This window comes from Sphingomonas sp. MJ1 (PH-R8) (genome assembly GCF_048058635.1).
Classification (GTDB): domain Bacteria; phylum Pseudomonadota; class Alphaproteobacteria; order Sphingomonadales; family Sphingomonadaceae; genus Sphingomonas.
In genome coordinates, this window is the sequence record NZ_JBBEFX010000014.1 from 1 (window position 1) to 24,972 (window position 24,972).

The window sequence follows — 24,972 nt, forward strand, 5'->3', positions numbered from 1 at the left end:
CCCCCCCCCCCCCCCCCCCCCCCCCCCCCCCCCCCCCCCCCCCCCCCCCCCCCCCCCCCCCCCCCCCCCCCCCCCCCCCCCCCCCCCCCCCTTTCACGCACAGATGTGTATAAGAGACAGGGGTTATGGCTGCGCTCATTCCGCCCTTTGTGAAAGGACTGCCGCCGCCTCAAACCAATCCCACTCCCTCCAGCTTCACCACCGGGACAAAGCCGGTTCCCGGCGGCATGGTCAGGGTCAACCCGCCCGCCAGCTGGGCCATCGTCACCGGCCCGCCGCTCAGCAGCGTCGCCCGCGCAACCCGCCCGTTCCACCGCCCGCGCCCGAGCGCCGCAATCGTCACCGGCCGCGTCGGTCGCTTCAGGAACAGCACGTACAGCGCACCCTTGTTCACCGTGAACCGCACGTCCCGCTCGTCGAATCCCTTGAACGCGCCTTCGTTCTGCATTCCTGCGCTAAGCTGCGTCGGGCCTTCGCCATACACGCGCCACGGCCGCGAGCCGAAGATCGCCTCGCCGTTCACCGCCATCCAGCCGGCGAGATCGTCGAGGATCCGCTCCTCCTCCGCGTCGATGCTGCCGTCGCCGCGTTGCGGCACGGAAAGCAGCAGGTTGCCGTTCTTCGACACGACGTCGGCCAGTCGCTGCACCACGTCCTCGGCACTCTTGTAGCTTTTGTCGGTGAAGCGGCTGCGGCTGTAGAACCAGTCTCCGATGCACGTGTCGGTCTGCCACGGCTCGTCCCACAGCCGGTCGGAAAAGCCGCGCTCGACATCCTGCACCACGCCGAACCGGGCATAGGGCTTCAACTGCTTGGCGGTGAGCACCACGTCGATGTTGCCGTGCCACTCGATCGAGCGGTTGTAGTAGTGCGCCGCCGCCTCGAGCCCGGTCTGGCCGAACGGCAGCTCGTAGTTGTCGAAGTAGCAGAGATCCGGGCGGTACTTCTCGATCAGCTCCTGCTGGCGCAGCAGCCATTGCCGCACGAAGCGGCGGTCGTGCGGGGGTGCCGTCTCGATCCACTGGCCGTCGTGCTGGTCGTGCCAGGCATTCATCGCCGCGATGCTGTCGATCCCATCGGGTACCACCATATGGCGCCCCGTGTAGAGCTCCTGCGGGTCCAGCCCTTCCCACCATTGCCCGCGTCCATCGGCCTTGGTCAGCCGGTACGCGTCATAGCGCTCGCCCTTGCGCGGGCCGACCGGATCATAGCCATAGGCCGGCTGGTACCAGTGCCATGCATGCGAGATGTGGTTCGACACGCCGAACCGCAGCCCGGCCCGCCGCGCCGCACGTTCCCAGATGCCGACCACATCGCGCTTCGGCCCGATCGCGGTCGCATTCCACGCGTGGTGGCTGCTGTCGAAACAGTCCAGGTTGTCGTGATGGCAGGCGAGCGACACGAAATACTTGGCCCCCGCCCGGACGAAGCGCTGCATCAGCGCCTCCGGCTCCCAAGCTGCGGCGGTCCAGCGCGGGAACAGGTCCTTCATCCCGAACTCGGCTGGATGGCCATAGGTCTTGCGGTGGAAGTCGGCCATCGGATGGCCCTGCATGTACAGGAAGCGGCCGTACCAATCGCCCTGCTCGGGTACCGCCTGCGGCCCCCAGTGCGACCAGATGCCGAACTTCGCGTCGCGGAACCACTCGGGGTACCGGTAATGCTGCACCAGCGACGGCCAGTTCGGCTGCACCCGTTCGCCCCGCGCGGCGATCAGGGCAGGGGCCGCCAACGCGGCAGCGATCACGGTACGCCGCGATGGTCCTTCGGTCACTTCGTCCTCCCCCGCCCCGAAAGCGCCGGCACGAACCGGGCGTTCCGATAGATCGTTCATCGCGGCACGCTCCTCGCCTGAGTAATGCGCCCGGGCTGCTCCGCCGCTCCTGTTCCTGGCGTATGGACGCGCGACGGACAAGGCGATAGCGCTATCAAGCTGCTGCTGCACCAGGCGCGTGGTCCCAGCCGTTTTCCCGCGACGGCTTCTTGCCGCGTCGGCCGCTGCGAGACAGCAACGAAAGGGGGAGGGGCATGAGGATCATCGGAACGGCTATCGCAGCCGCAGCGACGCTTTCGACACCGGTCGCGGCGGCGCAGGAAACCGCGGTGCCGCGGATCGTCACGCGGGACGGCCGCCACGCGTTGATCGTCGACGGCGCACCCTTTCTGATCCTGGGCGCGCAGGTGAACAACTCCAGTGCGTGGCCTTCCGCGATGGCAAAGGTCTGGCCAACCATGGAAGCGCTGCACGTCAACACGGTAGAGGTGCCGATCGCCTGGGAGCAGATCGAGGCCAAGGAGGGCGTGTTCGACTTCTCCTATCTCGATCTGTTGCTGGCACAGGCACGCGAGCGGAAGCTGCGCCTCGTGCTGTTGTGGTTCGGTACGTGGAAGAACACCAACCCCCAGTATACGCCGGCCTGGGTGAAGCTGGACAACAAGCGCTTCCCCCGGATGCGCGCGCCGGATGGCACGAACCATTATGCCCTGTCGCCGTTCGGGCGCGAGACGCTCGCCGCCGATCGCCGTGCCTTTTCCGCCTTCATCCGCCACCTGAAAGAAGTCGATCCGCAGAATACGGTGGTGATGGTGCAGGTGCAGAACGAGCCCGGCTCCTATGGCCTGCCGCGCGACCACTCGCCCGAAGCGAACGCGGCCTTCGCCGGCGCCGTGCCCGCGGCATTGCGGCGCCAGATGAAGAAGCGGCCGGGTGACTGGGCCACGGTGTTCGGCCGCGATGCCGAGCTGTATTTCCACGCCTGGCACGTCGCACGCTACATCGATCAGGTCGCGGCGGCAGGGAAGGCGGTCAAGCCGATCCCGATGTATGTCAACGCGGCGCTTCCCGGCGATCCGTTCACCTATCAGGAGCCGAAAAGCTACGCGAGCGGCGGACCGGCCAACACCGTGATCGACGTGTACAAGGCCGCGGCCCCGCACCTGGATGCGCTGGCGCCCGACATCTACAACCCCGATCACAAAGCCTACCGGGGCTTCCTCGATGCGTATGACCGGCCGGATAATCCGCTGTTCGTGCCGGAAACCGGCCACGCTAAGGAGTATGCCCGATACTTCTTCGAGGCGATCGGGCGTGGCGCGATCGGCTGGGCGCCGTTCGGCGTGGACGGCAACCGGTATCTTTCCACGCTGCCGCTGACGGCCAAGCTGAACGACGAGGCCATCGCGCCGTTTGCGGCGCATTTCGCCTCGTTCCGACCCATCGCGCGGCTGTGGGCAAGGCTCGCCTTGGACGGCAAGACCTGGGGCGCGGCGGAACCCGATGACCCGGCCGACGAGCACAAGCAGGTGATGAAGCTCGGGAGATTCGTCGCCACCGCCACCTTCGGTCGCCCCGACTTCGGCATAGCGCCGCCCAAGGGCAATCCTGACCCCTCCGGCGGGGTCGCAATCGCCGAACTCGCGCCGAACGAGTATCTGGTTACGGGCTTTCGTGCGCGGGTCGACTTCGATCTGGCGGACAAGCGCGCCGCCAATCTGATCTACGATCGTATCGAGCAAGGCCATTACGATGAGGATGGCCGATGGGTGTTCGAGCGCGTGTGGAACGGCGATCAGGCGGACTGGGGGCTGAACTTCACCGCCGCTCCGCAATTGCTGCGGGTGAAGCTTGCCAGCTATCCGAAGCGATAGCGCGGCAGGCAAAGAGGGGATGGAGACGCGTTCGTCCTTGACGGCGATCGCGACGGTCATGCCGTCCGCCTAGACCGAACGACGTTCAAGCTCCGCGGTCTGGCGGTGCCAGCGAACACCGCCCGGAGCACGTCCCGTTGCCCCCGGCGGGGCGCTTACTCGATGCTGCCGGCCAGATTGGCGACAGTGCTCGCCAGCGGTGAGACACGTCGAAGCTACATTAAAAGCAGCATCTAGGGATTTCATCCACGCGCGATTTTGCGGGTAAAACGTATACCATCCGTTTTGGTGCAGTCTCGTCGACCCTATCCCGATCGCAGAGCGGACGTTCCATTGTCCTAAACGGTTTACTTATTTCACCCCGGAGTAGCTGAGGGTCCTAAGTCCCGTTCCCGCGGCTGACGCCTCGACCGATATTGACATATTCTTGCCGCCTGCGAGCATTGGTCGAAAACAGGGAGACGGATGATGATTCAGGGAGGCCCCACTGCAGCTCGGCAATAGCCTGATGGCGGCCCGCATCCGCGGAAAGGATTGGTCATCGACCGTTTTGGGGCCGCGGCCGCAGTGGCCACTGGAACTTACCACGACGCTGGGCCTGATCCTCGACTCTGCCTTTCCGCAAAGCCTCCTCTGGGGCGACGACTTCGTCACCTTCTTCAACGACGCCTACACGGTCATCTTGGGCAAGAAGCCCGATGCGCTAGGGCGCCCGTACCGGGAAATCTGGGCAGAGGCTTGGGACGAGGTCAGCGGGATTGTCAACGCAGCGATGCGCGGCGAGGCGAGCTTTCACGAGAACCTGCCGCTGGAGCTAGATCGGGGCAGCGGCCCACAAAAGGGCTGGTGGACCTTCTCCGTTTCGCCGGTGCGCTATGCCAACGATGAGGTGGGCGGCGTTCTCGTCACCGCGTGGGAGACGACCAAGCTGGTCCTTGCAGAGCGGGAAGCCGTGCGTCAGGCGAAGGAACTGGAGCGGTTCAGCGCCCTTGTGCCCGAGATGCTCTGGGTAACGCGGGTTCCGAACCACGTTGCCTGGGCGAACCAGCGGATGATCGACTTCCTCGGCGTCGATCCGACGACCATCGGTGACGATTGGCCATCCATCGTCCACCAGGACGACGTGCAGGCCATCCGCCTGCGCTTCGAAAAGGCGCTCTCCCGGCGCACGACCTTCGAAAGCCGCCACCGGCTGCGGCGGAACGACGGCCAGTATCGCTGGGTGCTGGTGCGGTCCGAACCCGTGCTGGACGCAGATGGCGAGATCGAGGGCTGGTACAGTGCCGCGACCGATGTGCACGATTGGCATCTCGCCATGGAGTCGATCCACTCGAAGGAGGAGTTGTTCGAAACCTTCGCGCATTCCAGCCACAAGGTGCTCTGGATCGTCGATCTCGAAACCCAGCAGATTGACTATCTGGCCGGGGACACGACGCATCTTTGGGGAGAGCAGACGGCTTCCCAGCTCCGAAGCTGGAGCGACTGGCTGGGGACGGTCCATCCCGACGACCGCGATCGTCAGATCGATTTCCTGCCGCGCCTGCAGGCAGGCGAGCTGATCTGCGAGGAATATCGCGTGGTCGGCGGCGACGGACAGATCCGCAAGATCCGGGAAACGCTGTTTGCGGTACCCGATCGGGAAGGCAGCATCCGCAGCGTCGGAGGCATCGCCGAGCGCATCGATGCGCAGGACCATCAGCAGATCTACCTTGTCGGCCTGGAGCCGGGTGAGGAGGCGCGCCTGGCCGGCCGTTTCTGGCGGCGCGGCTTCAAGCCCCGCACGTTCGAGACGATCGAGCAGTTCGTGAAGATCGCCACTGCTCTTCAGGCGGGTTGCATCCTGTTCAGCGTTCCGAGCGCTCCCAACAGCCTGGGGCGGATCCTGGGCGCCTTGGGGAACCGGCGTCGATCATTCCGGATCATCGCGCTCACGCCCGAGCACGGCAATGCTCAGGAGGTCCGCTCCCTGATGAAGATGGGCGCGTTCGACGTGCTGCCCGGAACCGGGGGCGGGGAGGAGCAGCTCCTGCGGGCCTGCGGGAGGCGCTTCACGCCGTGACCGAGCGGGAGGAAGCCAGCGCTCCCGGTGCACAGTCCGCCCGCGAGCGGCTCGCTGCATTGTCGCCACGCGAGCGAGAGGTGCTCAGCCGGCTGCTCACCGGGTTGAGCAGCAAGCTGATCGCCAAAGAACTCGGGCTCAGCCCCCGCACCATCGAGGTGCATCGGGCCAACATCAAGGACAAGCTGCAGGTCGGTACCATGTCCGAAGCGATGGCGTTGGCCGCCTCGGCGGGCCTGGCCTGAGCTGCCATGGCAGGTGAAACTGGTTTCCAGAAAGTAAATGCCGACGTGCGGTTCTACGTAGTCACTTAGGGGCTTGGTCCAATAGGATCGGCCTTTTCCCTCAAATACATAGATGTCCGGAGACGCGACTTTCCCGAACGCAAGTTCGGGCAAGACAGGGCGTCGTCTCCGCAGGCGGCGTGAGCCGTCGAAAGACGTGACCGGAGACCGTCGGATGGCGGGACTTCCGGGGCCAAGAGGGAGATGATGCGCCGTGAGCCCACAGACGAGTGACAATGTCGCTGCCGATGCCACCCCTGCTGGCACGACCAACTTCACTCCGGGAACGACGGACGTCGTAAAGCTCCCCTATACGCCCGCCGAGGTCACGGGCTTCGCGCGCGAGGGCGACGCGCTGGTGGTTCGCCTGCAGGACGGCGGCGCCGCGCGGGTCGAGAATTTCTACACGCCGGGTGCGGATAGCGCGCCCAAGGACCTGCTGCTGCAGGGCAGCGACGGCCGCGTCTGGCTTGCGCGCGCGCCGGTAGGCAGCACCGAATTCAGCTTCATCGAAGTCGCCGCAGGCGACCAGTTGGTCGGCGGTGCGGTCGGTGCTGGCGCGGCCAGCGGCCTGGGCGCCTTCGCCGGCCCGCTCGCGGGCATCGCTGCCGGTTTCGCAGGCGGTCTGGTCGGCGGCGCGATCACGGGCGATGAGTCCGAGGACTCCGACGCGGATGCGGACGCTGACGCTGACGCTGACGCTGACGCTGACGCTGATGCCGATGCGGATGCCGATGCGGATGCCGACGCCGATGCGGATGCTGACGCGGACGCCGACGCCGACGCCGACGCCGACGCTGACGCTGACGCTGACGCGGATGCGGATGCCGACGCCGATGCGGACGCCGACGCCGACGCTGACGCCGACGCGGACGCTGACGCTGACGCTGACGCTGACGCTGACGCTGACGCTGACGCTGATGCGGATGCTGACGCCGATGCCGATGCCGACGCTGACGCCGATGCCGATGCGGACGCCGACGCCGATGCCGATGCTGACGCCGACGCTGACGCCGATGCCGACGCAGACGCCGACGTCGTCGCTTACGACGACATCGTCACGGCGCAGATCGACATTGCGGCGGCCGTTACGACGCGTACCGCTTCCGACAGCACATCCGTACTGCTGAACGTGGGCACCTTCTCCGATACCTTCCTGTTCGAGGTGCCGTCAGGTGCGGTGACCGATGCGACCTTCGACATCACGGCCGGCGGCCTGGCTGGGGTGCTGCCCAACGCGACGGCGGTGCTGGAAGTGCAGACGGATGCCGGCTGGGTGCGGATCGGGGACGCCTCGCAAGGCGGGCTGCTTGATCTGCTTACCGTTGCAGGACGCGGCTTCACCGTCACTGCCGACGATCTGCAGGCCGGCAACTACCGCCTCACCTATGGGGGCGGCGGTACGCTGGGCGTGGGCACCACGATCAATCTCCAGGCGGGTCTGGAGGACACCAGCCTGACGAACTTCGAGGTCGTGTCCGCTCTGGCGATCACCGGCAACGTGTTCGACGCGTCGGAAGCCGGACCTGCGGACGAGCGCGGCCCGAACGACGGAGCAGTGCTGCAGGTGCTCGACGAGGGCGTCTATGTCTCCGTCACGGAACCCACGGAGGTCACGGGTGAATTCGGGACGCTGGTGATCAATCCCGACGGCAGCTTCACCTACACGCCGAATGCGGACGTGGAGGCGAGTGCCATCGGCCAGGTCGACAGCTTCAGCTACCAGCTGCTCGGGCCGGACGGTCCGTCACAAGCGACGCTGAATGTCCGCCTCGACAGCCCGGACGCGGACATCATCTGGGACGCGACGGATTTCGAAGCGCCCGGCACGGCGGTGGTGGCGGTCGGTGACACGGCAGAGGCCGGCATCGTGCTGGGGCCGCGGGTCGATGATCCCCGAACGGTTTCCGACGCGATCGAAATCACCGGGCTCATTACGTTGGGGAGGGTCTCCGACACGTACCGGTTCGACGTCGCACCCAACACGACCGAGGACTTCACCCTCGACGTGGTCTCGAATTCGGGTGCGAACTTGCTCGGCGAGACGACCTTCGTGCTTCAGCGCCTGGAGGGCACGCAGTGGGTGGACGTGCGGAGTGCGACCGGCGGTTCGCCGATCGAGTTGCTCGGCCTCACCGGCGGCGGCATCCGGGCGGAAGCCGAGGACCTCGGGCCCGGGAACTACCGGGTACGCGTGTCGGTCGATGGACTGGGCTTGGGGACGAACGTCACGGGCACTGCCACGCGCGTGACGACCTATCCGGGCGAGTTGGAGGCCACGGGCGTCGTGGCGACGAGCGGCAATGTGCTCACCGGAGACGAAGGCGCGGGCAGCGATGTGCTGGGGTCGCAGAACACCATCCTGCGGATCGAGCGGGCCGAGGGCGACTTCGTGGCACCGGGATATGGCGGCCAGCGTGTCGTCGGCGACCACGGCGTGCTGCTCATCGAGGCAGACGGGGATTTCACCTACACCCCGCTCGTGGATGATGCCGGCATCGACCAGACCGACCGGTTCACTTATCAGCTCGTGCATCCCAACGGCGAGATGATCACGGCCGAACTGGTGATCACGATCGGGGAGGCCACGGGCGGAGTACTGGTGGCGGACACTGTCCAGCCGGACGAAGTCGCGCTGCTGGACCTGGATGTCGAGGTGACGGCGCTGGATGGGCTGGCCGCGCTGTCCCTTTCCACCGATGGCGGGCACGAAGCCAGGCTACCGTCGGACCCGGCAGGAATGCCGCTTCCGGCGGAGGATCCGGCTATGCAGGATGCCACCCTGCCGGCGCTCGATGGGGACACCGTCGTCTTGGCCGGGTTGGACCACCTGCCTGGCCATGCTGAGGGCGCGGACGCGCAGCCGGTGCTCGTCGGTCCGGATGCGGACGGGATCACCCTGCCGGCGTTCGAGGACGTGCTGGAGGTCGAACCTGTGGCGGATCAGGAGACCGACCCGTCGGCAACTCCGGACGCTGCGGACGGTCCTCATGTCGAGACGGAAGTGGCCGTCGAGATCGAACCCGTCATCCTGGTCGAGAGCCCCTTGCACGATCCGTGGGCGAATGCCGCGTCTCACGTCTGATCAAGGGGCATCGCAGGTAAGCAATCCCTACCGCCGACAGCCATCGCGCTGCCGGCGGTGGCTTGCCGCGGCAGTTGGGCTCGCGATGATCGGGGGCGGGACGTTCCCTTTGGCATACGCGCAAGAGGGAGTGCCCGCGTCTGGTATCGGACCACCGGCACCCCCGGGGTTCGAGCCGCTGGGCGCGCTCTCGCTGGAGATGGCCGTCCGCCGCGCAGTCGAATGGAACCCCTCGATCGAGGAGGCGGTGGCGAGGATCGGCGCGGACGAGGCCGAGGTTCGCGTCGCACGTGCGGGCTATTACCCGACGATCCGCGGCGGCGTCGGCACGCAGTACGACAACCGCTTGCGCAACACGGCCTGGCTGCCGCGCCCGCAGATTTCCGTCTCCCAGATGATCGTCGACTTCGGGAAGGTCTCCAGCGACGTGGCGGCGGCGCGTGCGGGCGTCGACATCAGCCGCGCTCAGATGTTGCTGGCAGTGGACAGCCTGGTTCGCGACACCGCCCAGGTGGTCGTCGAGATCCAGCGGCATGAGGCGCTGCTCGCGGTCGCGGACGCCCAGCTCGAAAGCGTGCTGGCGATCAACACGCTGGTACAGCACCGGACCCGCAACGGCGCCAGCACCCGGTCGGACGCGGTACAGGCGGAGGCGCGGGTGGAGGCCGCCCGCGTTTCCGTGCTGGAGATCCGCGGCCAGCTGGAACGGTGGCGCGGCGTTCTGAGCTACCTGATCGGCAGCAAAGCACCGGTCACGGCCGTCCGGTCCGAGGCGCCCGCTTGGCTCGACCAGATGTGCGAGGGACCCGAGCCGAACTGGACGCAGGTACCGACCATTCAGGAGGCGAGCGCACGTCGGGAGGAAGCGACCGCGCGCCTGCGCCGCAGTCGCGCCGACGCCCTGCCGACGCTGTCACTGGACGCAGGCGCTGCCGCGGACCTGCGCGACCCGATCTCGTCCTCGAGCAACTATGATTTCGGACTCTCGCTCTCCAGCAGCTTGTTCCAAGGCGGCGCTTCCAAGGCGCGACGGGCAGGCGCGGAGCAATCGCTGCGGGCTGCCACCGCGGCCGTCGAGGCCAGCAACCTCGCCGTCGAGCGTGCCTTGGCGGAGGCACGACAGCAGATCCCCAGTCTTCGCCAGCGGCGAGCCTCGCTGGAGACCCGCGAAGCGATGATGCGCGAGACCGGCAAGCTCTACCGCCTGCAGTATCTGGAGATGGGGACACGCACGCTGATCGACCTGCTCAACGCCGAGCAGGAACTCCACCAGGTGCTGTTCGATGGCGTGAATGCGGAACATGACCTGCGGCGGCTCGGGCTCGACTGCATGTTCAACAAGGGCCAGTCGCGCGATCGCTTCGCGCTGAACGGCATGCGGGTCCGCGGAGTGACCTTATGAAGTACGAGCCGATCCATGGCGTCGCGTCGGAGGACGTCGTAGAGGCAGCCGCCGCGCAGGAGATGACGGATCGCTGGGTGGCTGCCTTGCGGCAGGTCGCGACGCAGTTCCGGCTTCCGCAGTCGATGCAGTCGGCGCGCCTCTTCTCCGCATGGGACGGGGCAACCGAGCCGCGCGACCGGATCGTGAACCTGGCCGCCCGCATGGGCCTGCGGGTGAAGTTCGAGGGGCCGCGGCTGCTGGAAGGGGAGCTGTCCCCCTGGCGCCTGCCGATGATCGTCCAGCTTCGAACCGGCCAAGTGGGCGTGTTGACCAGCGCCGGCGAGGGAGGCGAAGCGAGTGTCCTGCTGGATGGTCCGGGCGAACCTCCGGTCACGATTCGGCTTGCCGAGCTCCGGGAGGCTGCGGAACTGGTGGTGCTGGCACGCCCGGCACGCGGCACGTCGGACGCCCGGGTCGACGCCTATGTCGAACCCTTCGAGCCCAAGTGGTTGTGGAAGTCGGCCTTCCAGGAACGCCGCGCCTATGTGCCGGTGCTCGCGGCGTCGCTGCTGGTACATCTCCTGGGTCTGACCGGGGTCCTGTTCTCCATGCAGGTCTACGATCGCGTCGTGCCCGCGGAGTCGTTCCCCACGCTCTACGTTCTCTTCGCTGGGGTGCTCCTGGCGATCGGCTTCGATTTCGTGCTGCGGCAGCTGCGCACCGGCGTCATTGACCTGCTGGGAAAGCGGGCGGATCTGCGCATCTCGGACCGGGTGTTCGGGCACGCCCTGCGGGTTCGCAACAGCGCGCGGCCGGTGTCCACCGGAAGCTTCACGGCGCAACTGCGCGACCTGGATCAGGTACGCGAGTTGATGACCTCCACGACCGTGGCGGCCATCGCGGACCTGCCGTTCTTCTTCCTGTTTCTGGTGATCTTCTGGTTCATCGGCGGCACGCTGGTGCTGGTGCCGCTCGTCGCGCTGGTGCTGCTGGTGGTTCCCGCCGTGCTCGCCCAGCCGAAGCTCCGCGCCTACGCGGTCGAGGCGGCCCGTGAGGCCTCGCTCCGCAGCGGCATGCTGGTGGAGGTGGTTCAGGGCCTGGAGGATATGAAGACCCTTCAGGCGGAGGAGCGCTTTCAGCAGCACTGGAACCATCTCAACGCGGTCACGGGAGAGGCGCAGCTGCGGCTGCGGGGCCTGACCGCCCGCCTCGTATCGTGGACGCAAACCGTCCAGACGGGCGTCTATGCGGCGGTCATTTTCTTCGGCGCGCCACTGGTCATGGCGGGAGACCTTACGACGGGTGCGCTGGTGGGCGCGTCGATGCTCGGATCCCGGATGATGACGCCGCTTGCGCAGGTGACTCAGGTGCTCAGCCGCCTTCAGCAGGCGAGGACCAGCATCGCGGGCCTCAACCGGGTCATGGCGCTGCCCGTCGATCACCCGGACCGTGAGACCCGCGTGCACCTGCCCCATATCGCCGGCGATCTGACGGTGCGGGATGCGGTGTTCCGTTACGGCGACCCGCAGTCCCCGGCCGCCCTGACCGTCAGCCGGCTCCAGATCGCGGCTGGCGAGAAGATCGCGATCCTCGGGCGCAACGGCGCCGGTAAATCGACGCTCCTCCAGGCGCTGTCCGGCCTGCTGGAGCCCGTCTCGGGGGAAGTGCTGATCGACGACGTGGCGCTCGGCCAGGTGGATCCCGCGGACGTGCGGCGCGACATCAGCCTGTCGTCGCAGCGCGCGCGGCTGTTCCACGGCACCATCCGCGACAACCTGCTGATGGGCGCACCGCATGCCGCCGACGAGGATATCCGCTCGGTCCTGGCGATCGTGGGGGCCGACGAGTTCGTCCGGCGCCTGCCGCGAGGGCTGGAGCATCTGATCTTCGAGGGCGGGTCCGGCCTCTCCGGCGGTCAGGTCCAGGCACTGCTGCTCGCGCGCCTGCTGATCCGCGACCCTCGGGTCATCCTGCTGGACGAACCCACGGCATCGATGGACGACGCGGCGGAGCGGAACTTCATCGCGCGTTTCCGGGAATGGAGTGCGATGCGAACGGTGGTGATCGCCACCCACCGCACCCGCGCGCTGGAACTGGTCGACCGGCTGATCGTGGTGGAAGGCGGCCGCATCGTCGCCGACGGTCCTCGCGACGAGGTGCTGGAGCGGCTCCGCACGCCGCGGCCGCCGGCAAAGGTGGTGCCGGCGCGAAAGGATCGGATCTGATGGCGACGAGCGCCGACGTCCTGAATGGCGCCTGGGTGTTCGGCGATGCCGATGGTGCGCGGCTTGGCCGCGCGACGCGCCTGATCTGGGTGATCGTCGCGTGCATGGCCGCGCTGTTCGCCTGGGCGTATTTCGCACGGCTGGACGAGGTGGCGACCGGGGCAGGGCGGGTGGTTCCCTCCACGCGCGAGCAGGTGATCCAGTCGCTGGAAGGCGGTATCCTCGCGAAGCTTCAGGTGAAGCAGGACGATATCGTCCAACCAGGCCAGATCCTGGCGCAGCTCGACCCGACGCAGAGTGCTTCCACCTTCGAGGAAAGCGCGGCCAAGTACCGCGCGGCGCTTGCCAGCGTCGCTCGGCTGGAAGCGGAGGTGGGACAGACCGCCCCCATATTCCCGGCCGAGCTCGACCCCTATCCCGAGCTGAAGGCCAAGGAACTGCGCTTGTACCAGGCGCGCCGAAGCAGCCTGGACAAGTCGCTCGCGTGGCTCCGCCGCTCGATCGCGCTGCTGACGAACGAGGTGCAGATCGGGCAGCGCTTGATCGCGGTGGGTGCGGCCAGCAACGTCGAGGTGCTGCGGCTGCAGCGGCAGCTTGCCGACCTGGAATTGAAGCAGGCCGACCTCACTTCCGAATATATCGTCCAGGCCCGCGAAGAGCTGGCCAAGGCGAACGCCGAGGTGGCGACACTGTCGCCGGTGGTGAAGGGGCGTGCGGACACGCTTGCCCGCCTGACGTTGCGTTCCCCGGTGCGGGGGATCGTCAAGAACATCGAGGTGTCGACGATCGGCGGCGTTATCCCGCCCAACGGCCGGTTGATGGACATCGTGCCGCTGGACGACAAGCTGCTGGTGGAGGCGCGCATCTCGCCGCGCGACATCGCCTTCATCCATCCGAACCAACCCGCCAGCGTCAAGATCACCGCCTATGACTATGCGATCTACGGCGGGCTGAAGGGGAAGGTCGCGACGATTTCCCCCGACACGATCAAGGACGAAGCAAAGCCCGACGTCGAATATTACCGCGTGCTGATCCGGACCGACAGCGATGCGCTGGTCAACAAGGCCGGGCGCCGCTTTCCGATCGTGCCGGGCATGGTCGCGACCGCCGACATCCACACCGGCAGCAAGACGGTGTTCCAGTATCTGGTGAAGCCGTTCAACCGGGGGCGGGAGGCATTGCGGGAGCGGTGAGCGTGCTCGGGCATTGGTTGGGGGCGGCAAGCCTGTTCCTGTCTGCGCAACTGGAGACCCCGATGCCGCCACGGCTGATGCCCAACGAAGCCCAGCGCCCCGCAGCCCTTCGCGTGCCGCGCGGTCGCCAGACCTTCGACGCGCGCGAGGCGCTGAACGGGTCCACCAGCAGCAGGCGGCGCTGCACCGACGTGCCCGACGCCTATTGGGTTCCGGTCCGCGGCGGCGGTGCGTGCATCCGCACCTATCCGGCCGGCAACCCGCGCGCCGGCGGCACGATGCTGGTGTACCTGCCGGGCGACGTGCTGCTGCGCGGACGCGGCGGCGTCCGACTGATCGCGGGGAGCTATGCGCGGCGCTCTCCGGCCGACATTCGGCAGGAAATGGCCGGCTGGTCTCGCGACGGCGGCACGCCGGCGATCTTCCTCGCGCGGCCGGGCCTCTACGGATCCTCGGGCAATCATGGCGCGAGGCGCCGGTTGGACGAGGTGCGGCTGGTCGACGGTGCGCTCGACCGGATCAAGGCGCGGTATCGGGTGTCGCGCTTCATCCTTGCGGGGCATTCCGGGGGCGGGCACCTGGTTGCGGCGCTGCTCGACCAGCGGCGCGACATCGCCGGCGCATTCATCAGCTCGGGGCTGGTTTCGGCGGCAGAGGTGATGCGTGCCTACCAGAAACGGCGCGGACCCGACGGCGGTCCCGTCGAGGACCCGGCCGCGGTCTATGACCCGATCGCCCATGTCGGCGGGATCCCGAAGCCGGGACCCGACATCTTCGTCCTGTCGGACCCCGGCGACCGGGTCGTGCCCTTCCTCAGCCAACGCCACTATGTGGAGCGGCTGCGCAGCGCCGGGCTGCACCCCACCCACATCCTGCTGCGGGGTGAGGGACGCACCCGGCACCTGCTCGCCGAGCCGCTGAAGGCGGGCGCAGCACTCTATGCGCGGGGAGAGGACGCGGCCGCGATCAGCGCGGCGTTGCGCGCAATGGCGCCGCTGCCGCCCGTGCCGGAGGAAGTGCAGAACTGAGCAGCGCGCGCGCGGCTGCGTCGCGGGCACCGCGGGTGGGTGCGCCCAGCACGGCCGCGATCCAGCGCCTGCCATCCCCATCGGTCACCGAAAGCAGCAGGTGATGGGCACGCGCGCCGACGCTGCCCGTGCGCAGCCCGTCGACCCCCGCCACCGTGCCGATCAGCCGGTTGGTGTTGGGGTAGGTTGCCCCTTTCCACGCGAACCACGGCTTGGCCGAGAGCGCGTGGATGGCGGGCGCGTGGGTGAGCACATGGGCACCCAGCCGGATCGCATCGCGACCCGTGATCGCCTGCCCCAGGCCAAGGCCGCTCGGCGAGGCGAACCGGCTCGCCGTCATCCCGATCGCCCGCGCTCGCGCGTTCATTTCGGCGGTGAATGCCTCGGACGATCCGCTGTGCCACTCCGCCAGGGCGTGCGCTGCTTCGTTTGCCCCGACGATCGCGGTCGCGGCCATCAGATCACCGAGCGACACGCGCTCCCCCGCTTCGAACCGCCAGCGGCTGTCCACCGTCGCAGCAGTGGGTGAGACGGAGATCGGCGCGTCCTCCGCAAGGCCGAGTTCGCGGCGGCGTTCGTCGACGAGGCAGAGGGTGAGCAGCTTCGCCAGTGCCGCGGGGTGGTGCGCGGCATCGGCATGTTCGGAGACGACCATCCGCTCTGCTTCCAGGTCGTAGAGCAGCAGGCTCTGCGGCGGGGTTGTCTGCGGCGCCGGCGCCCGCAGCAGTGGGGCAGGGGGAGCGCCGCTCGCAGCCGCCTTGAGCCAGGCGACCAGCTCGTGGATGCGGCGGCTGTTCGATCCCTTGAACAGGACCACGTCGCCATCGCTAAGCTCGGCACGGACCGCTGCGCGAAGTGCCTCCAGGCTTTCGGCGTGCACGCCACGCTGCCCGCCCGGAAGTGCCTCCCAGAAGCCGTTCCACAAGGCGCCGACCGCATGCACGCGCGCGATTCGGGGGTCGACGGCGTTGGCGAGCTGGCGATGAAGCGGTTCCTCGGCCTCGCCGAGTTCGGCCATCTCCCCCAGCACCGCCATGCGCCGGATTCCCGGACGCTGGGCGAGATCGGCCAGCGCCGCGGCCATGGAGGCGGGATTGGCGTTGTACGCATCGTCGATCAGCGTCACCCGCTTGCCGTCGATCACCAGTGGCAGCGTCTCGCCGCGGCCGGGGAGCGACCGGAAGCTCGCGAGCGCTTCGATCGCCGGTTCGATCGGCTGGCCCAGTGCCGCCACCGCGCCCAGGGCCGCCAGCGCGTTGAACGCCATGTGCTCGCCCGACGCGCCCAGCGTGAAGCGCACCCGGCGACCGAATACCGCCGCTTCGACCTCCCGCGTCGACCCGTCGTAGGAGAGCAGGCGCAGCTCGCATTCGTCCGACCGGCCATAGTGGATCACCCGCAGCCGTCGCGCTTGGGCGGCAGCGTGGACGATGTTCCACTGGTCCATGTCGCGGTTGAGGATGGCGATGCCGCCGGGCGCCATGCCGAGGAAGATCGCGCTCTTGGTGCGGGCGATATCCGCCACGCTGCTGCCGTTGGTCAGATGCGCGGGCGCGATGGTGGTGAAGATCGCAACGTCCGGCCGCGCCAGCCGCGCGCTGTGCGCCATGCGCCCGACTGCGAGCTCCAGCACGACGTGCTTGGCGTCGGCCGGAATCGAGGCGAGGTTCCAGGCGACGCCATGCGGCAGATTGGCGTTATGGGCGCTGCGCCCGACCGTGCCGAACGGCTCCAGCGCATGGGCGAGCATCGCCACCGCCGTCGTCTTGCCCGCGCTTCCGGTGACGGCGAGCACGGGCACCGATAGTCGCTGGCGCGCCGCGCGCCCGAGTTCGAGGATGGAATTGCCCGTGTCGGCGACGCGCAGCACCGGCATGTGGGGCGGGAGGGCGCCGGGATCGCCGTCGGTGACGATTGCGGCCGGCGGCGGCGACAGGCTGGCAAGCGCGGCCGGGCGCATCCCGCGGCCGGCGTCCCTCGAGCGGACCACCGCTAGCTGACCGGCGCGGTACGTCGGCGGATGGATGCAGACGCCGCGTGCAGACCAGCCGGCGGGCGGCGGCACCTCCCAGCTGCCTCCGGTCGCCGCGACCAGGCGATCGGCATCCCACAGGTCCGCCGGACCCGAGGCCGCTGCGAGCGGACGCAGCGGCCGACCCTGCGTCCGATAGTGGTGATAGGCGACCAAGCCGGAGAGATAATGCTCGACGTCGTCGATCCGCACCCGGAAGCCCTGGTGGCGGATGAAGAAGCTGCCGACGATGCGGTCCGGCCGGGCGAAGTCCATCGCCAGCTCCGGCCAGAAATGCCCGTTCAGCAGGTGCCGCGCACGCGCCTCCAGCGCCTCGTTGAAGCGCGCGATGTCCACTTCGGCGAGCAGGTGGCGATGCTCCGGAAGCTCGGCGATGCGCGACAGCATCGCATGCGCGGCCATCATCAGTTCGAGCAGCGTGGGGAAGGTGGTGATCCGGTCCCGAACGAAGTCGAGATAGCCGGCGACGTTGCGGATGCCGAACTGAAAATAGCGGGCTTCCGGCCGCACCAGCGTCAGCTCGTTGGTGCAATAGCCGAGCCAGTGATCGTGGTGCCGCCAATGCTCGGCCGCGATGAAGTGGTCGTAGGCGCGCTCCACCACCGCCAGCCAGCGCGGCTCGCCGGTCAGCTGGTGAAGGCGCATCAGCGCAAACGCGGCCTCGCCCTCATAGTAGATCGTGCGGAACGGCTGGACGACCGCTAGGTCGGGATAGTGCAGCACATGCGCGAAGGCACCGGTCGCGGGGTCCTGCATGGAGCGGATGCCGAGCGCCAACTGCTCCATCAGGGCCAGATGGTCGCGGCAGCCGGTCGCCTGGGCATGGCGGGCCAGTGCCAGGATCGCGACGGCGCTGCCGCCCAGCTTGATCTCGTCGCCCACGTCCACCAGGAACGCGGCCTCGCTGCCATCGCCAAGCGGCGCGGGGCGGATCAGTTCGCGCACCAGATAGCCGAGCGCGCGCTCGATCGCGGCGGCGAGCTGCGGATCGCGCAGCATCTCCCAGGCCTCGATCATCGAATAGGTGGAGCTGGCATGGCGCAGCGCGTTGTAGGCATCGATCTTTCGGTCGAAGCAGGGATGGTAGCCGTAGACGAAGCGGCCATCCACACCGACCTGTCGCGCAAGGTGCCTGGCGCCGCTGCGGACCAGTGCCGCCACGTCCTCCGGCGTCAGTGGGTCGAGCTGCCGCCGGCCGCGCTCAAGGCCGCTGTCGTGCAGGACGACGCAGGTGCCGTCCGCATCGGCGAATACCGCCTGGGTCGTGAACACGAACAACGGTTGATCGTCGGCAAAGTCGATCTGGGTCGCCGGCCCGTATTTGCGGCGGGCATAGATGGTGAAGTTGCCCTCGTTCACCACCGCGTGGGCGATGGGGTTGCCGCCATAGAGCATGGCGTTGGCGTTGAGTTCCTGCTCCAGGAAGGCACGTTCGAACTCCGCGTCGAGCGCGATGCCGTAACGGAAATAATTGCGCTTGGTCTGGCGCAGGCTGGCCTTCAGCTTTGCCCAGCTGGTGGATTCGGCCTGGTCGACCCTCTCCACGCGCAGCCAGCGGGGAGGATCTCCCGCAGTGGCCGTCTCGATCTCTGCGGCCAGCTGCTTCCACGCCGCTTCCAGGCTCTCGCCGCGCGCGGTCAGGACCTGCGCTCTGCTGCTTCCCGAGCTGAAAGCGCCGAAGAGCGTGACCGTCGGGGGCAAACCCTGGGCCGCTGGCGTCCTCGTGCCCATGAGCCTGAAGAGGCTCGCCATCATTTCCGCGCTCGACATGCCAACATCCTGCAATCCAAACGGGAATTTGGCGAGCGCAGGTTTACGCAATGCTAAGACGGCGCCGTGCGCCATCGCGGCGAGTTGCATCGCAGGCGCGGCGTCCTACGTTGATCCCAGAAGCTTCGCGGGGCGGCCCTCCGAAGATCCAGCACTCGGTAGGCACCAGCTCGGCTGCGCCCAACCGAGCCAATCAAAAAGCTCCGGGGTGGTTGAGCGCGTCGGCGCCCGCGGAGAGGAAAAGGGAGAATGTCTATCGCGACGTCGAGCGTCATCTTGTGGTTGGTCTTGCTGCTGCCGTTCGTAGGCAGTCTCGCGGTTGCCGGGCTTCCGACGCGAAGCCGCGACGCTGCAGCGTTGATCGCGGGAGCCGTCGCGCTCGCGGGCACGGTGCTGATGGCGGTGCTCTATCCGCAGGTCGCGAATGACACGGGCTTTCAGACCGGCGTTTCCTGGCTGCCTTCGCTGGGGCTCGACATCATCCTCCGCCTGGACGGCCTCACCTGGATCTTCGCGATGCTCGTCCTCGCGATCGGCGTTCTCGTGATAGTCTATGCGCGCTACTACATGTCTCCGCGCGATCCGGTCCCGCGCTTCTTCTCGTTCCTGCTCGCCTTCATGGGCTCGATGCTCGCGCTGGTCCTGTCGGGCAACCTCGTGCAGCTGGCGTTTTTCTGGGAACTGACCAGCCTCACCTCGTTCCTCCTCATTGGCTATTGGCACCAGAACGAAAGCGCGCGCAGCGCGGCCCGTATGGCGCTGGTCGTCACGGCAGCGGGCGGGCTTTGCTTGCTCGTCGGCGTCCTCCTGATCGGAAAGATCGTCGGGAGCTATGATCTGGATACGGTGCTTGCCTCCGGGGACCGCATCCGTGCGAGCAGCCTCTACCTGCCGGCGCTGATCCTCATTCTGATAGGCGCGTTCACCAAGAGCGCGCAGTTCCCGTTCCACTTCTGGCTGCCCCACGCGATGGCGGCGCCCACGCCGGTTTCGGCCTACCTCCATTCGGCGACGATGGTAAAGGCAGGTATATTCCTGCTGATCCGACTGTGGCCGGTGCTGGCCGGAAGCGAGGCGTGGTATCTGATCGTCACCAGTGTCGGGCTGATCACGCTGATCCTGGGTGCCTGGGCGGCGATCTTCCAGCAGGACCTGAAAGGGCTGCTCGCCTATTCGACCATCAGCCACCTGGGCATCATCACCCTGCTGCTGGGGATCGGCAGCCCGCTTGCTGCCGTGGCTGCCATCTTCCACACGATCAACCACGCGACGTTCAAGGCGTCGCTGTTCATGGCGGCCGGCATCATCGATCACGAGGCCGGCACCCGCGACCTGCGCAAGCTGAGCGGGCTCTATCGGTTCATGCCGATCACCGCGACGCTGGCGATGGTCGCCGCGGCGGCGATGGCGGGCGTACCGCTGCTCAACGGCTTTCTCTCCAAGGAGATGCTGCTCGCGGAGGCGCTGGAGGACACCAACGAGACCCTCCTCGACCAGGCGTTGCCGTATCTCGTCACCCTGGGCTTGATCTTCAGCGTGCTCTACTCGGTGCGCTTCATCCACCAGAGTTTCTTTGGTCCGCCGCCTACGAAACTGGAGCGGCGCCCGCATGAGGCACCGCACTGGATGCGTCTGCCGATCGAGGTCCTGGTGCTTGCCTGCGTCGTCATCGGGATCTTGCCCGCCGTCACCATCGGCCCATTTCTCGACGTCGCGGTTCGCGCGGCACTGGGGGGAGGGACGCCGGAATACAGCCTCGCGATCTGGCACGGGTTCAGCAAACCGCTGCTGCTGAGCGTCATCGCGCTTGTGCTCGGCACAGCCGCCTATCTGGTTTTCGCGCGGGCTTTGAATGCCGCCGATGCGGTTCCCCTGCTCGGACGGCTGAGGGGCCGGCGCATGTTCGACGCGGTCCTCTCCGTGCTCGTCTCTGGGGCGCGATGGCTGGAGGATTGGCTGGGAACGCGCCAATTGCAGCCGCAGCTTCGCCTGATCGTGCTGGTCGCCTGTGCCGTGGCGCTGCTGCCCTTCCTGCGGCACGGCTACGCGCCGGGAACGGCGCCGCGAACCCTGATCGATCCCGGCTTTGCCCTGATCTGGCTGATCGGCAGCGCCTGTGCCGTGGCCGGAGCCTGGCAGGCGAAATATCACCGGCTCGCCGCCGTGGTTCTGGTCTCCGGGACCGGGCTTGCCAGCTGCATCGGCTTCGTCTGGCTTTCGGCTCCCGACCTTGCCCTCACCCAGTTGCTTGTGGAGACGGTGACCACGGTGCTCCTCCTCCTGGGCCTGCGCTGGCTCCCCAAGCGGCTGCCGGACAACTGGCCTGGCAAGCGCACGCCCGCGAGCGTCGTGCTGCGGCGGGGGAGCGACCTCCTGATCGCCGTTGCTGCGGGCGCGGGCGTCGCGGCCCTGGCCTATGCGATGATGACCCGTCCGCTTCCCGAAACCATCTCCCGCTTCTTCCTGGAGCGCTCCTATGCGGAGGGCGGTGGTCGCAACGTCGTCAACGTCATCCTGGTGGATTTCCGGGCTTTCGATACACTCGGCGAGATCACCGTGCTGGCGATCGTCGCGCTGACGGTGTTCTCGTTGCTGCGCCGGTTCCGGCCGGCCCGGGAGAGCGTCCGCGACCCCGAGCAGCAGCGCCTGCAGGACGCCTTCGACGAAGCGCATGCAGGGCGTGCGCCGGGGGACACGGTGTCGGATTACCTGGTCGTCCCGCGGATTATCCTGGAGTGGGTCTTCCCCTTCATCGTCGTGATCGCGCTGTATCTCTTCCTGCGCGGCCACGACCTTCCCGGCGGCGGGTTCGCGGCCGGGGTCGCCATGTCGATCGCGCTGATCCTCCAGTACATGGCGGCGGGAACGCGCAGTGTGGAGGCGCGCCTGCGCGTTCGCCCGACCGACTGGATCGCGGCCGGCTTGTTGATCGCAGCTGCTACCGGCGCTGCGGCAGTGCTCTTCGACCATCCGTTCCTCACGTCCTGGTTCCACTACCTGGAGGTGCCCCTGATCGGGAAAGTCCCCTTGGCTACCGCGCTTCTGTTCGACCTCGGCGTGTTCCTGCTCGTCGTGGGGGCGACGGCGCTGATCCTCATCGCCATCGCACACCAGTCGATCCGCAGGCCGGTGCGCCCGCTGCGGGGCCGCGAGGAGACGGGGGTGGAGAAGCGCTGATGGAACTGGTTCTTGCCCTCGGCATCGGCGTTCTCACCGCGTCGGGCGTATGGCTGATCCTGCGTCCCCGAACCTTCCAGGTGATCCTGGGCCTGTCGCTCATCTCCTATGCGGTGAACATGTTCATCTATGCGATGGGGCGGCTCAAGGTGGATGCACCTCCCATCGTGGGGTCGGGTGCGGTGGAAGCGGCGCGATACGATGATCCGCTCCCTCAGGCGCTGGTCCTGACGGCGATCGTGATCTCCTTCGCGATGACCGCCTTGCTGCTGGTCGTGTTGCTGGCCTCGCGTGGCATCACCGGCACCGACCATGTCGACGGGGACGACGGCGAATGAGCGGCGGTTGGGCTGGGCACCTGATCATCGCCCCCATCCTGCTGCCCCTGGTCGCCGGCGCGACCTTGCTGCTGCTCAAGGAGAAGCGACGCACGGCCAAGCGGGGCATCGCGCTCGGTACCACCGCGGCGCTCGTGCTCCTCTCGGTGCTGCTGCTCACGCGCATGGCTCGGGCAGGGTTCGCCGGCGATCCCGCAACCCTCGTCTATCGCATCGGCAACTGGCCGGGCCCCTTCGGTATCGTGCTGGTGCTGGACTGGCTGTCGGCGCTGATGCTGGTGCTCACAAGCTGTGTGGGGCTCGCTGCGCTGATCTATGCGGCGACCCGGTGGGACCAGGCCGGGCGTCGCTTCCACACCCTGTTCCTGTTCCAGCTGATGGGGCTCAACGGCGCCTTTTTGACAGGCGACCTGTTCAACCTGTTCGTCTTCTTCGAGGTGCTGTTGGCAGCGTCCTTCGGGTTGCTGCTGCACGGGTCGAGCAAGGCCCGCATCAAGGCAGCGCTCCATTATGTTGCGCTCAACGTCGCGACGTCGCTGCTTTTCCTCATCGGTGCGGCGCTCATCTATGGGGTGACCGGCACGCTCAACATGGCGCATCTGGTGTTGCAGGTGGCCGCGGTGAGCGACCGGGACCTGCCCATGCTGCAAGCCGGCATGGCGATCCTGAGCGTCGCGTTCCTGGTCAAGGCGGGGATGTGGCCGCTCGGCTTCTGGCTGCCGCGCACCTATGCCGCGGCGGCGCCTCCGGTAGCTGCGCTTTTCACCATCCTGAGCAAGGTCGGGGTCTATGCGGTGCTTCGGGTACCGCTGCTCCTCTTCGGCGCAGAGATCAGCCGGACTGCGGGCGCCGCCCAGCAATGGCTGTTCTTCGGCGGCGTGTGCACGATCGCGTTCGGCATCATCGGCGTTCTCGCCGCGCGCAGATTGTCGCGGATCGCCGGATACTCACTCACCATCTCGGCCGGAACGCTGCTGGCCGCGGTAGGCGCGGGGGAGGGCTCGGTCCTTGCCGGCGCGCTCTTCTATCTCGTGAGTTCGACGCTTGGCGTCGCCGCCTTCTACCTGTTGATCGAGCTCGTCGAGCGCCGGGATGCCGCGACGGCCCTGGGCGGCGAGCCCGTCTTCGACGACGAGTACGTCGGGCTGATGCCGATCGAGCAGGAGAGCGAGGTCGGCGTCGTCATTCCGGCATCGGTGGCGATCCTTGGCGGAGGCTTCGCCTTTTGCGTGTTGCTGATCGCGGGGCTGCCGCCGCTCTCCGGCTTCCTCGCCAAGTTCGCGATGATCAACGGCCTGCTGGATCTGCGGGATACGGTCGGCGCGCCCGTCTGGTGGCTCATCGGGCTGATCGTCGGTTCCGGCCTCGCGACGTTGATCGCGACGACGCGCGCGGGCATCGACCTCATCTGGGCCCCTTCCGAGCGCCCCCAGCCGGCCTTGCGCGTGACCGAACTGCTGCCGGTGGGGCTGCTGCTCGGCATCTGCCTTGCCCTCACGATCTTCGCCGGGCCTGCGATGCGGTACATGGAGCGGACCAGCCAGTCGCTGGGAGACCGCCACGGCTATGTCGAGGCGGTGCTCGGGCCGGAGGCGGCGGGCCGATGAGGCGGTGGCTACCCTATCCGGGGCTCGCCCTAGCGTTGCTGCTGGTGTGGTTGCTGCTGTCGCAGTCGCTTTCGGTCGGCCAGTTGCTGCTCGGTTCCGGCGCGGCTCTGATCGGTAGCCACGCCATGGCGGTGCTGCGTCCGCCCCGCAGGCGGCGTGTTCGCCTGGCGCCGCTAGCGGAGCTCGGCGCCCTGGTCGCCATCGATGTGGTGCGCTCGAACCTGGCAGTGGCGGCGATCATCCTGTTCCCGCGGAAGGGCCGCGTGTCCGGCTTCGTCCGCATTCCGCTGGAGCTGACCGAACGCGGCGGGCTGGCGCTGCTCGCGCTGATCCTCACCGCCACGCCGGGCACCCTGTGGGTCGAGTACGACCAGCGGAAACGCACGCTGCTGCTCCACGTGCTGGACCTCATCGACGAAGAGGAGTGGGCGACCTTGATCAAGTCCCGCTACGAAGTTCTCCTGCTCCAGGCGTTTGAGCCATGACGACCCTGGCGCTCGCGCTCGCGATCACCGCCGCGCAGATCCTGCTCGGACTGGCGGTGTTCTGCGCCTTCCTGCGCATGGCATGGGGACCGCGCGCGCAGGATCGCGTGCTCGGGCTCGATACCTTCTATACCAACGCCATGCTGCTGTTGCTGACCTTCGGCATCCAGACCGGGCGGACGCTCTATCTGGAGGCGGCGGTGATCATCGCGCTGCTCGGCTTCGTGGGAACCGTCGCCCTCGCCAAGTTCCTGATGCGCGGCGAGGTGATCGAATGATCCAGGCGCCCGATCTGCCCGGATGGGCGGCGCTCATCGTCGCGCTGCTGGTCCTCTCCGGCGCCGTGGTGACCCTCGTGGGCTCGCTCGGCCTGCTGCGGCTCAGGACCTTCTACGAGCGGGTCCATGCGCCGACGCTCGGCAGCACGCTCGGCATGGCGCTGATCGTAGCCGCCTCCATCGTCTGCTTCTCGGTCCTGCGCGGCCGGCTTTCGGTGCACGAGATCGTCATTGCGCTGTTCCTGACCTCCACGGCCCCGGTCGCGTTCATGCTGCTCGCCCGTTCGGCCTTGTACCGGGACCGGGCGGGGGGACGTTTGAGCCTCCCGTGGGATAAGGAGGACGAGGGCGGCGAGGTGTCGGGAAAGGACTAGCCTGC

The 24,972-nt window shown here is 67.7% G+C and carries 16 protein-coding genes; 14 read left to right on the plus strand and 2 right to left on the minus strand.

Translation table 11 applies throughout. The features are described from left to right. Positions 1-169 precede the first annotated feature (169 nt). Entirely contained in the window at positions 170-1,834 is a 1,665-nt protein-coding gene (locus VPH46_RS12130; protein ID WP_416611543.1) for an alpha-L-fucosidase, read from the minus strand. A gap of 194 nt (positions 1,835-2,028) precedes the next feature. On the opposite strand from VPH46_RS12130, the gene VPH46_RS12135 reads away from it, so the two are divergent. The 8 genes from VPH46_RS12135 to VPH46_RS12170 all read left to right on the plus strand — a co-directional run bounded on the left by VPH46_RS12135 (position 2,029) and on the right by VPH46_RS12170 (position 14,906). Beyond that, entirely contained in the window at positions 2,029-3,648 is a 1,620-nt protein-coding gene (locus VPH46_RS12135) for a DUF5597 domain-containing protein (RefSeq protein ID WP_416611545.1), read from the plus strand. Positions 3,649-4,156: 508 nt separating this feature from the next. Beyond that, positions 4,157-5,707, plus strand: a complete 1,551-nt coding sequence (locus tag VPH46_RS12140) for a PAS domain-containing protein (RefSeq protein ID WP_416611547.1) — start codon at positions 4,157-4,159, stop codon at positions 5,705-5,707. Continuing rightward, a complete protein-coding gene (locus VPH46_RS12145; protein WP_416611665.1) occupies positions 5,683-5,952 on the plus strand; it encodes a response regulator transcription factor in 270 nt (89 codons plus the stop codon). Before VPH46_RS12140 ends, VPH46_RS12145 begins: the two co-directional genes overlap by 25 nt. 253 nt (positions 5,953-6,205) lie before the next feature. Continuing rightward, positions 6,206-9,076, plus strand: a complete 2,871-nt coding sequence (locus tag VPH46_RS12150; RefSeq protein ID WP_416611549.1) for a BapA/Bap/LapF family large adhesin — start codon at positions 6,206-6,208, stop codon at positions 9,074-9,076. Between the two features lie 130 nt (positions 9,077-9,206). Beyond that, complete coding sequence (locus tag VPH46_RS12155; protein ID WP_416611551.1) at positions 9,207-10,478, plus strand: TolC family protein; 1,272 nt, start codon at positions 9,207-9,209, stop codon at positions 10,476-10,478. Continuing rightward, entirely contained in the window at positions 10,475-12,685 is a 2,211-nt protein-coding gene (locus tag VPH46_RS12160) for a type I secretion system permease/ATPase (protein WP_416611552.1), read from the plus strand. The genes VPH46_RS12155 and VPH46_RS12160 overlap by 4 nt, the downstream gene beginning before the upstream one ends. Then, positions 12,685-13,878 (plus strand): HlyD family efflux transporter periplasmic adaptor subunit, encoded by a 1,194-nt coding sequence (locus VPH46_RS12165; RefSeq protein ID WP_416611554.1) that lies wholly within the window; start codon positions 12,685-12,687, stop codon positions 13,876-13,878. The genes VPH46_RS12160 and VPH46_RS12165 overlap by 1 nt, the downstream gene beginning before the upstream one ends. Next, a complete protein-coding gene (locus VPH46_RS12170; RefSeq protein WP_416611556.1) occupies positions 13,875-14,906 on the plus strand; it encodes an alpha/beta hydrolase family protein in 1,032 nt (343 codons plus the stop codon). Before VPH46_RS12165 ends, VPH46_RS12170 begins: the two co-directional genes overlap by 4 nt. Here the strand turns inward: VPH46_RS12170 and VPH46_RS12175 are convergent. Next, positions 14,845-18,708, minus strand: coding sequence for a Mur ligase family protein (locus tag VPH46_RS12175; protein WP_416611558.1), 3,864 nt, complete (start codon positions 18,706-18,708; stop codon positions 14,845-14,847). The two genes, VPH46_RS12170 and VPH46_RS12175, sit on opposite strands and share 62 nt — an antisense overlap. A gap of 249 nt (positions 18,709-18,957) precedes the next feature. Here VPH46_RS12175 and VPH46_RS12180 point away from each other — a divergent pair, with 249 nt between their 5' ends. The 6 genes from VPH46_RS12180 to mnhG are packed head-to-tail and all read left to right on the plus strand — an operon-like array spanning position 18,958 to position 24,967. Further along, positions 18,958-21,885: a monovalent cation/H+ antiporter subunit A gene (locus tag VPH46_RS12180; RefSeq protein WP_416611560.1), complete on the plus strand. Its 2,928-nt coding sequence runs from the start codon at positions 18,958-18,960 to the stop codon at positions 21,883-21,885. Continuing rightward, the gene (locus VPH46_RS12185) at positions 21,885-22,223 is read left to right on the plus strand and encodes a Na+/H+ antiporter subunit C (RefSeq protein WP_416611562.1); all 339 of its coding nucleotides are present in this window, start codon (positions 21,885-21,887) and stop codon (positions 22,221-22,223) included. The genes VPH46_RS12180 and VPH46_RS12185 overlap by 1 nt, the downstream gene beginning before the upstream one ends. Next, on the plus strand, positions 22,220-23,830 hold the full coding sequence (locus VPH46_RS12190) for a monovalent cation/H+ antiporter subunit D (RefSeq protein ID WP_416611563.1): 1,611 nt from the start codon (positions 22,220-22,222) through the stop codon (positions 23,828-23,830). The genes VPH46_RS12185 and VPH46_RS12190 overlap by 4 nt, the downstream gene beginning before the upstream one ends. Further along, on the plus strand, positions 23,827-24,315 hold the full coding sequence (locus VPH46_RS12195; protein ID WP_416611566.1) for a Na+/H+ antiporter subunit E: 489 nt from the start codon (positions 23,827-23,829) through the stop codon (positions 24,313-24,315). The genes VPH46_RS12190 and VPH46_RS12195 overlap by 4 nt, the downstream gene beginning before the upstream one ends. Further along, on the plus strand, positions 24,312-24,593 hold the full coding sequence (locus tag VPH46_RS12200) for a K+/H+ antiporter subunit F (protein WP_239435296.1): 282 nt from the start codon (positions 24,312-24,314) through the stop codon (positions 24,591-24,593). The genes VPH46_RS12195 and VPH46_RS12200 overlap by 4 nt, the downstream gene beginning before the upstream one ends. Then, a complete protein-coding gene (mnhG, locus tag VPH46_RS12205; protein ID WP_416611568.1) occupies positions 24,590-24,967 on the plus strand; it encodes a monovalent cation/H(+) antiporter subunit G in 378 nt (125 codons plus the stop codon). Before VPH46_RS12200 ends, mnhG begins: the two co-directional genes overlap by 4 nt. The last annotated feature ends 5 nt before the right edge of the window (positions 24,968-24,972 follow it).

Coding starts and splice junctions, on each gene's coding strand:
- VPH46_RS12160 (WP_416611552.1), top strand. CDS start 10,475: ATGAAGTACGAGCCGATCCATGGCGTCGCGTCGGAGGACGTCGTAGAG.
- VPH46_RS12130 (WP_416611543.1), bottom strand. CDS start 1,834: ATGAACGATCTATCGGAACGCCCGGTTCGTGCCGGCGCTTTCGGGGCG.
- VPH46_RS12175 (WP_416611558.1), bottom strand. CDS start 18,708: ATGTCGAGCGCGGAAATGATGGCGAGCCTCTTCAGGCTCATGGGCACG.
- mnhG (WP_416611568.1), top strand. CDS start 24,590: ATGATCCAGGCGCCCGATCTGCCCGGATGGGCGGCGCTCATCGTCGCG.
- VPH46_RS12140 (WP_416611547.1), top strand. CDS start 4,157: ATGGCGGCCCGCATCCGCGGAAAGGATTGGTCATCGACCGTTTTGGGG.
- VPH46_RS12200 (WP_239435296.1), top strand. CDS start 24,312: ATGACGACCCTGGCGCTCGCGCTCGCGATCACCGCCGCGCAGATCCTG.
- VPH46_RS12165 (WP_416611554.1), top strand. CDS start 12,685: ATGGCGACGAGCGCCGACGTCCTGAATGGCGCCTGGGTGTTCGGCGAT.
- VPH46_RS12180 (WP_416611560.1), top strand. CDS start 18,958: ATGTCTATCGCGACGTCGAGCGTCATCTTGTGGTTGGTCTTGCTGCTG.
- VPH46_RS12190 (WP_416611563.1), top strand. CDS start 22,220: ATGAGCGGCGGTTGGGCTGGGCACCTGATCATCGCCCCCATCCTGCTG.
- VPH46_RS12185 (WP_416611562.1), top strand. CDS start 21,885: ATGGAACTGGTTCTTGCCCTCGGCATCGGCGTTCTCACCGCGTCGGGC.
- VPH46_RS12135 (WP_416611545.1), top strand. CDS start 2,029: ATGAGGATCATCGGAACGGCTATCGCAGCCGCAGCGACGCTTTCGACA.
- VPH46_RS12195 (WP_416611566.1), top strand. CDS start 23,827: ATGAGGCGGTGGCTACCCTATCCGGGGCTCGCCCTAGCGTTGCTGCTG.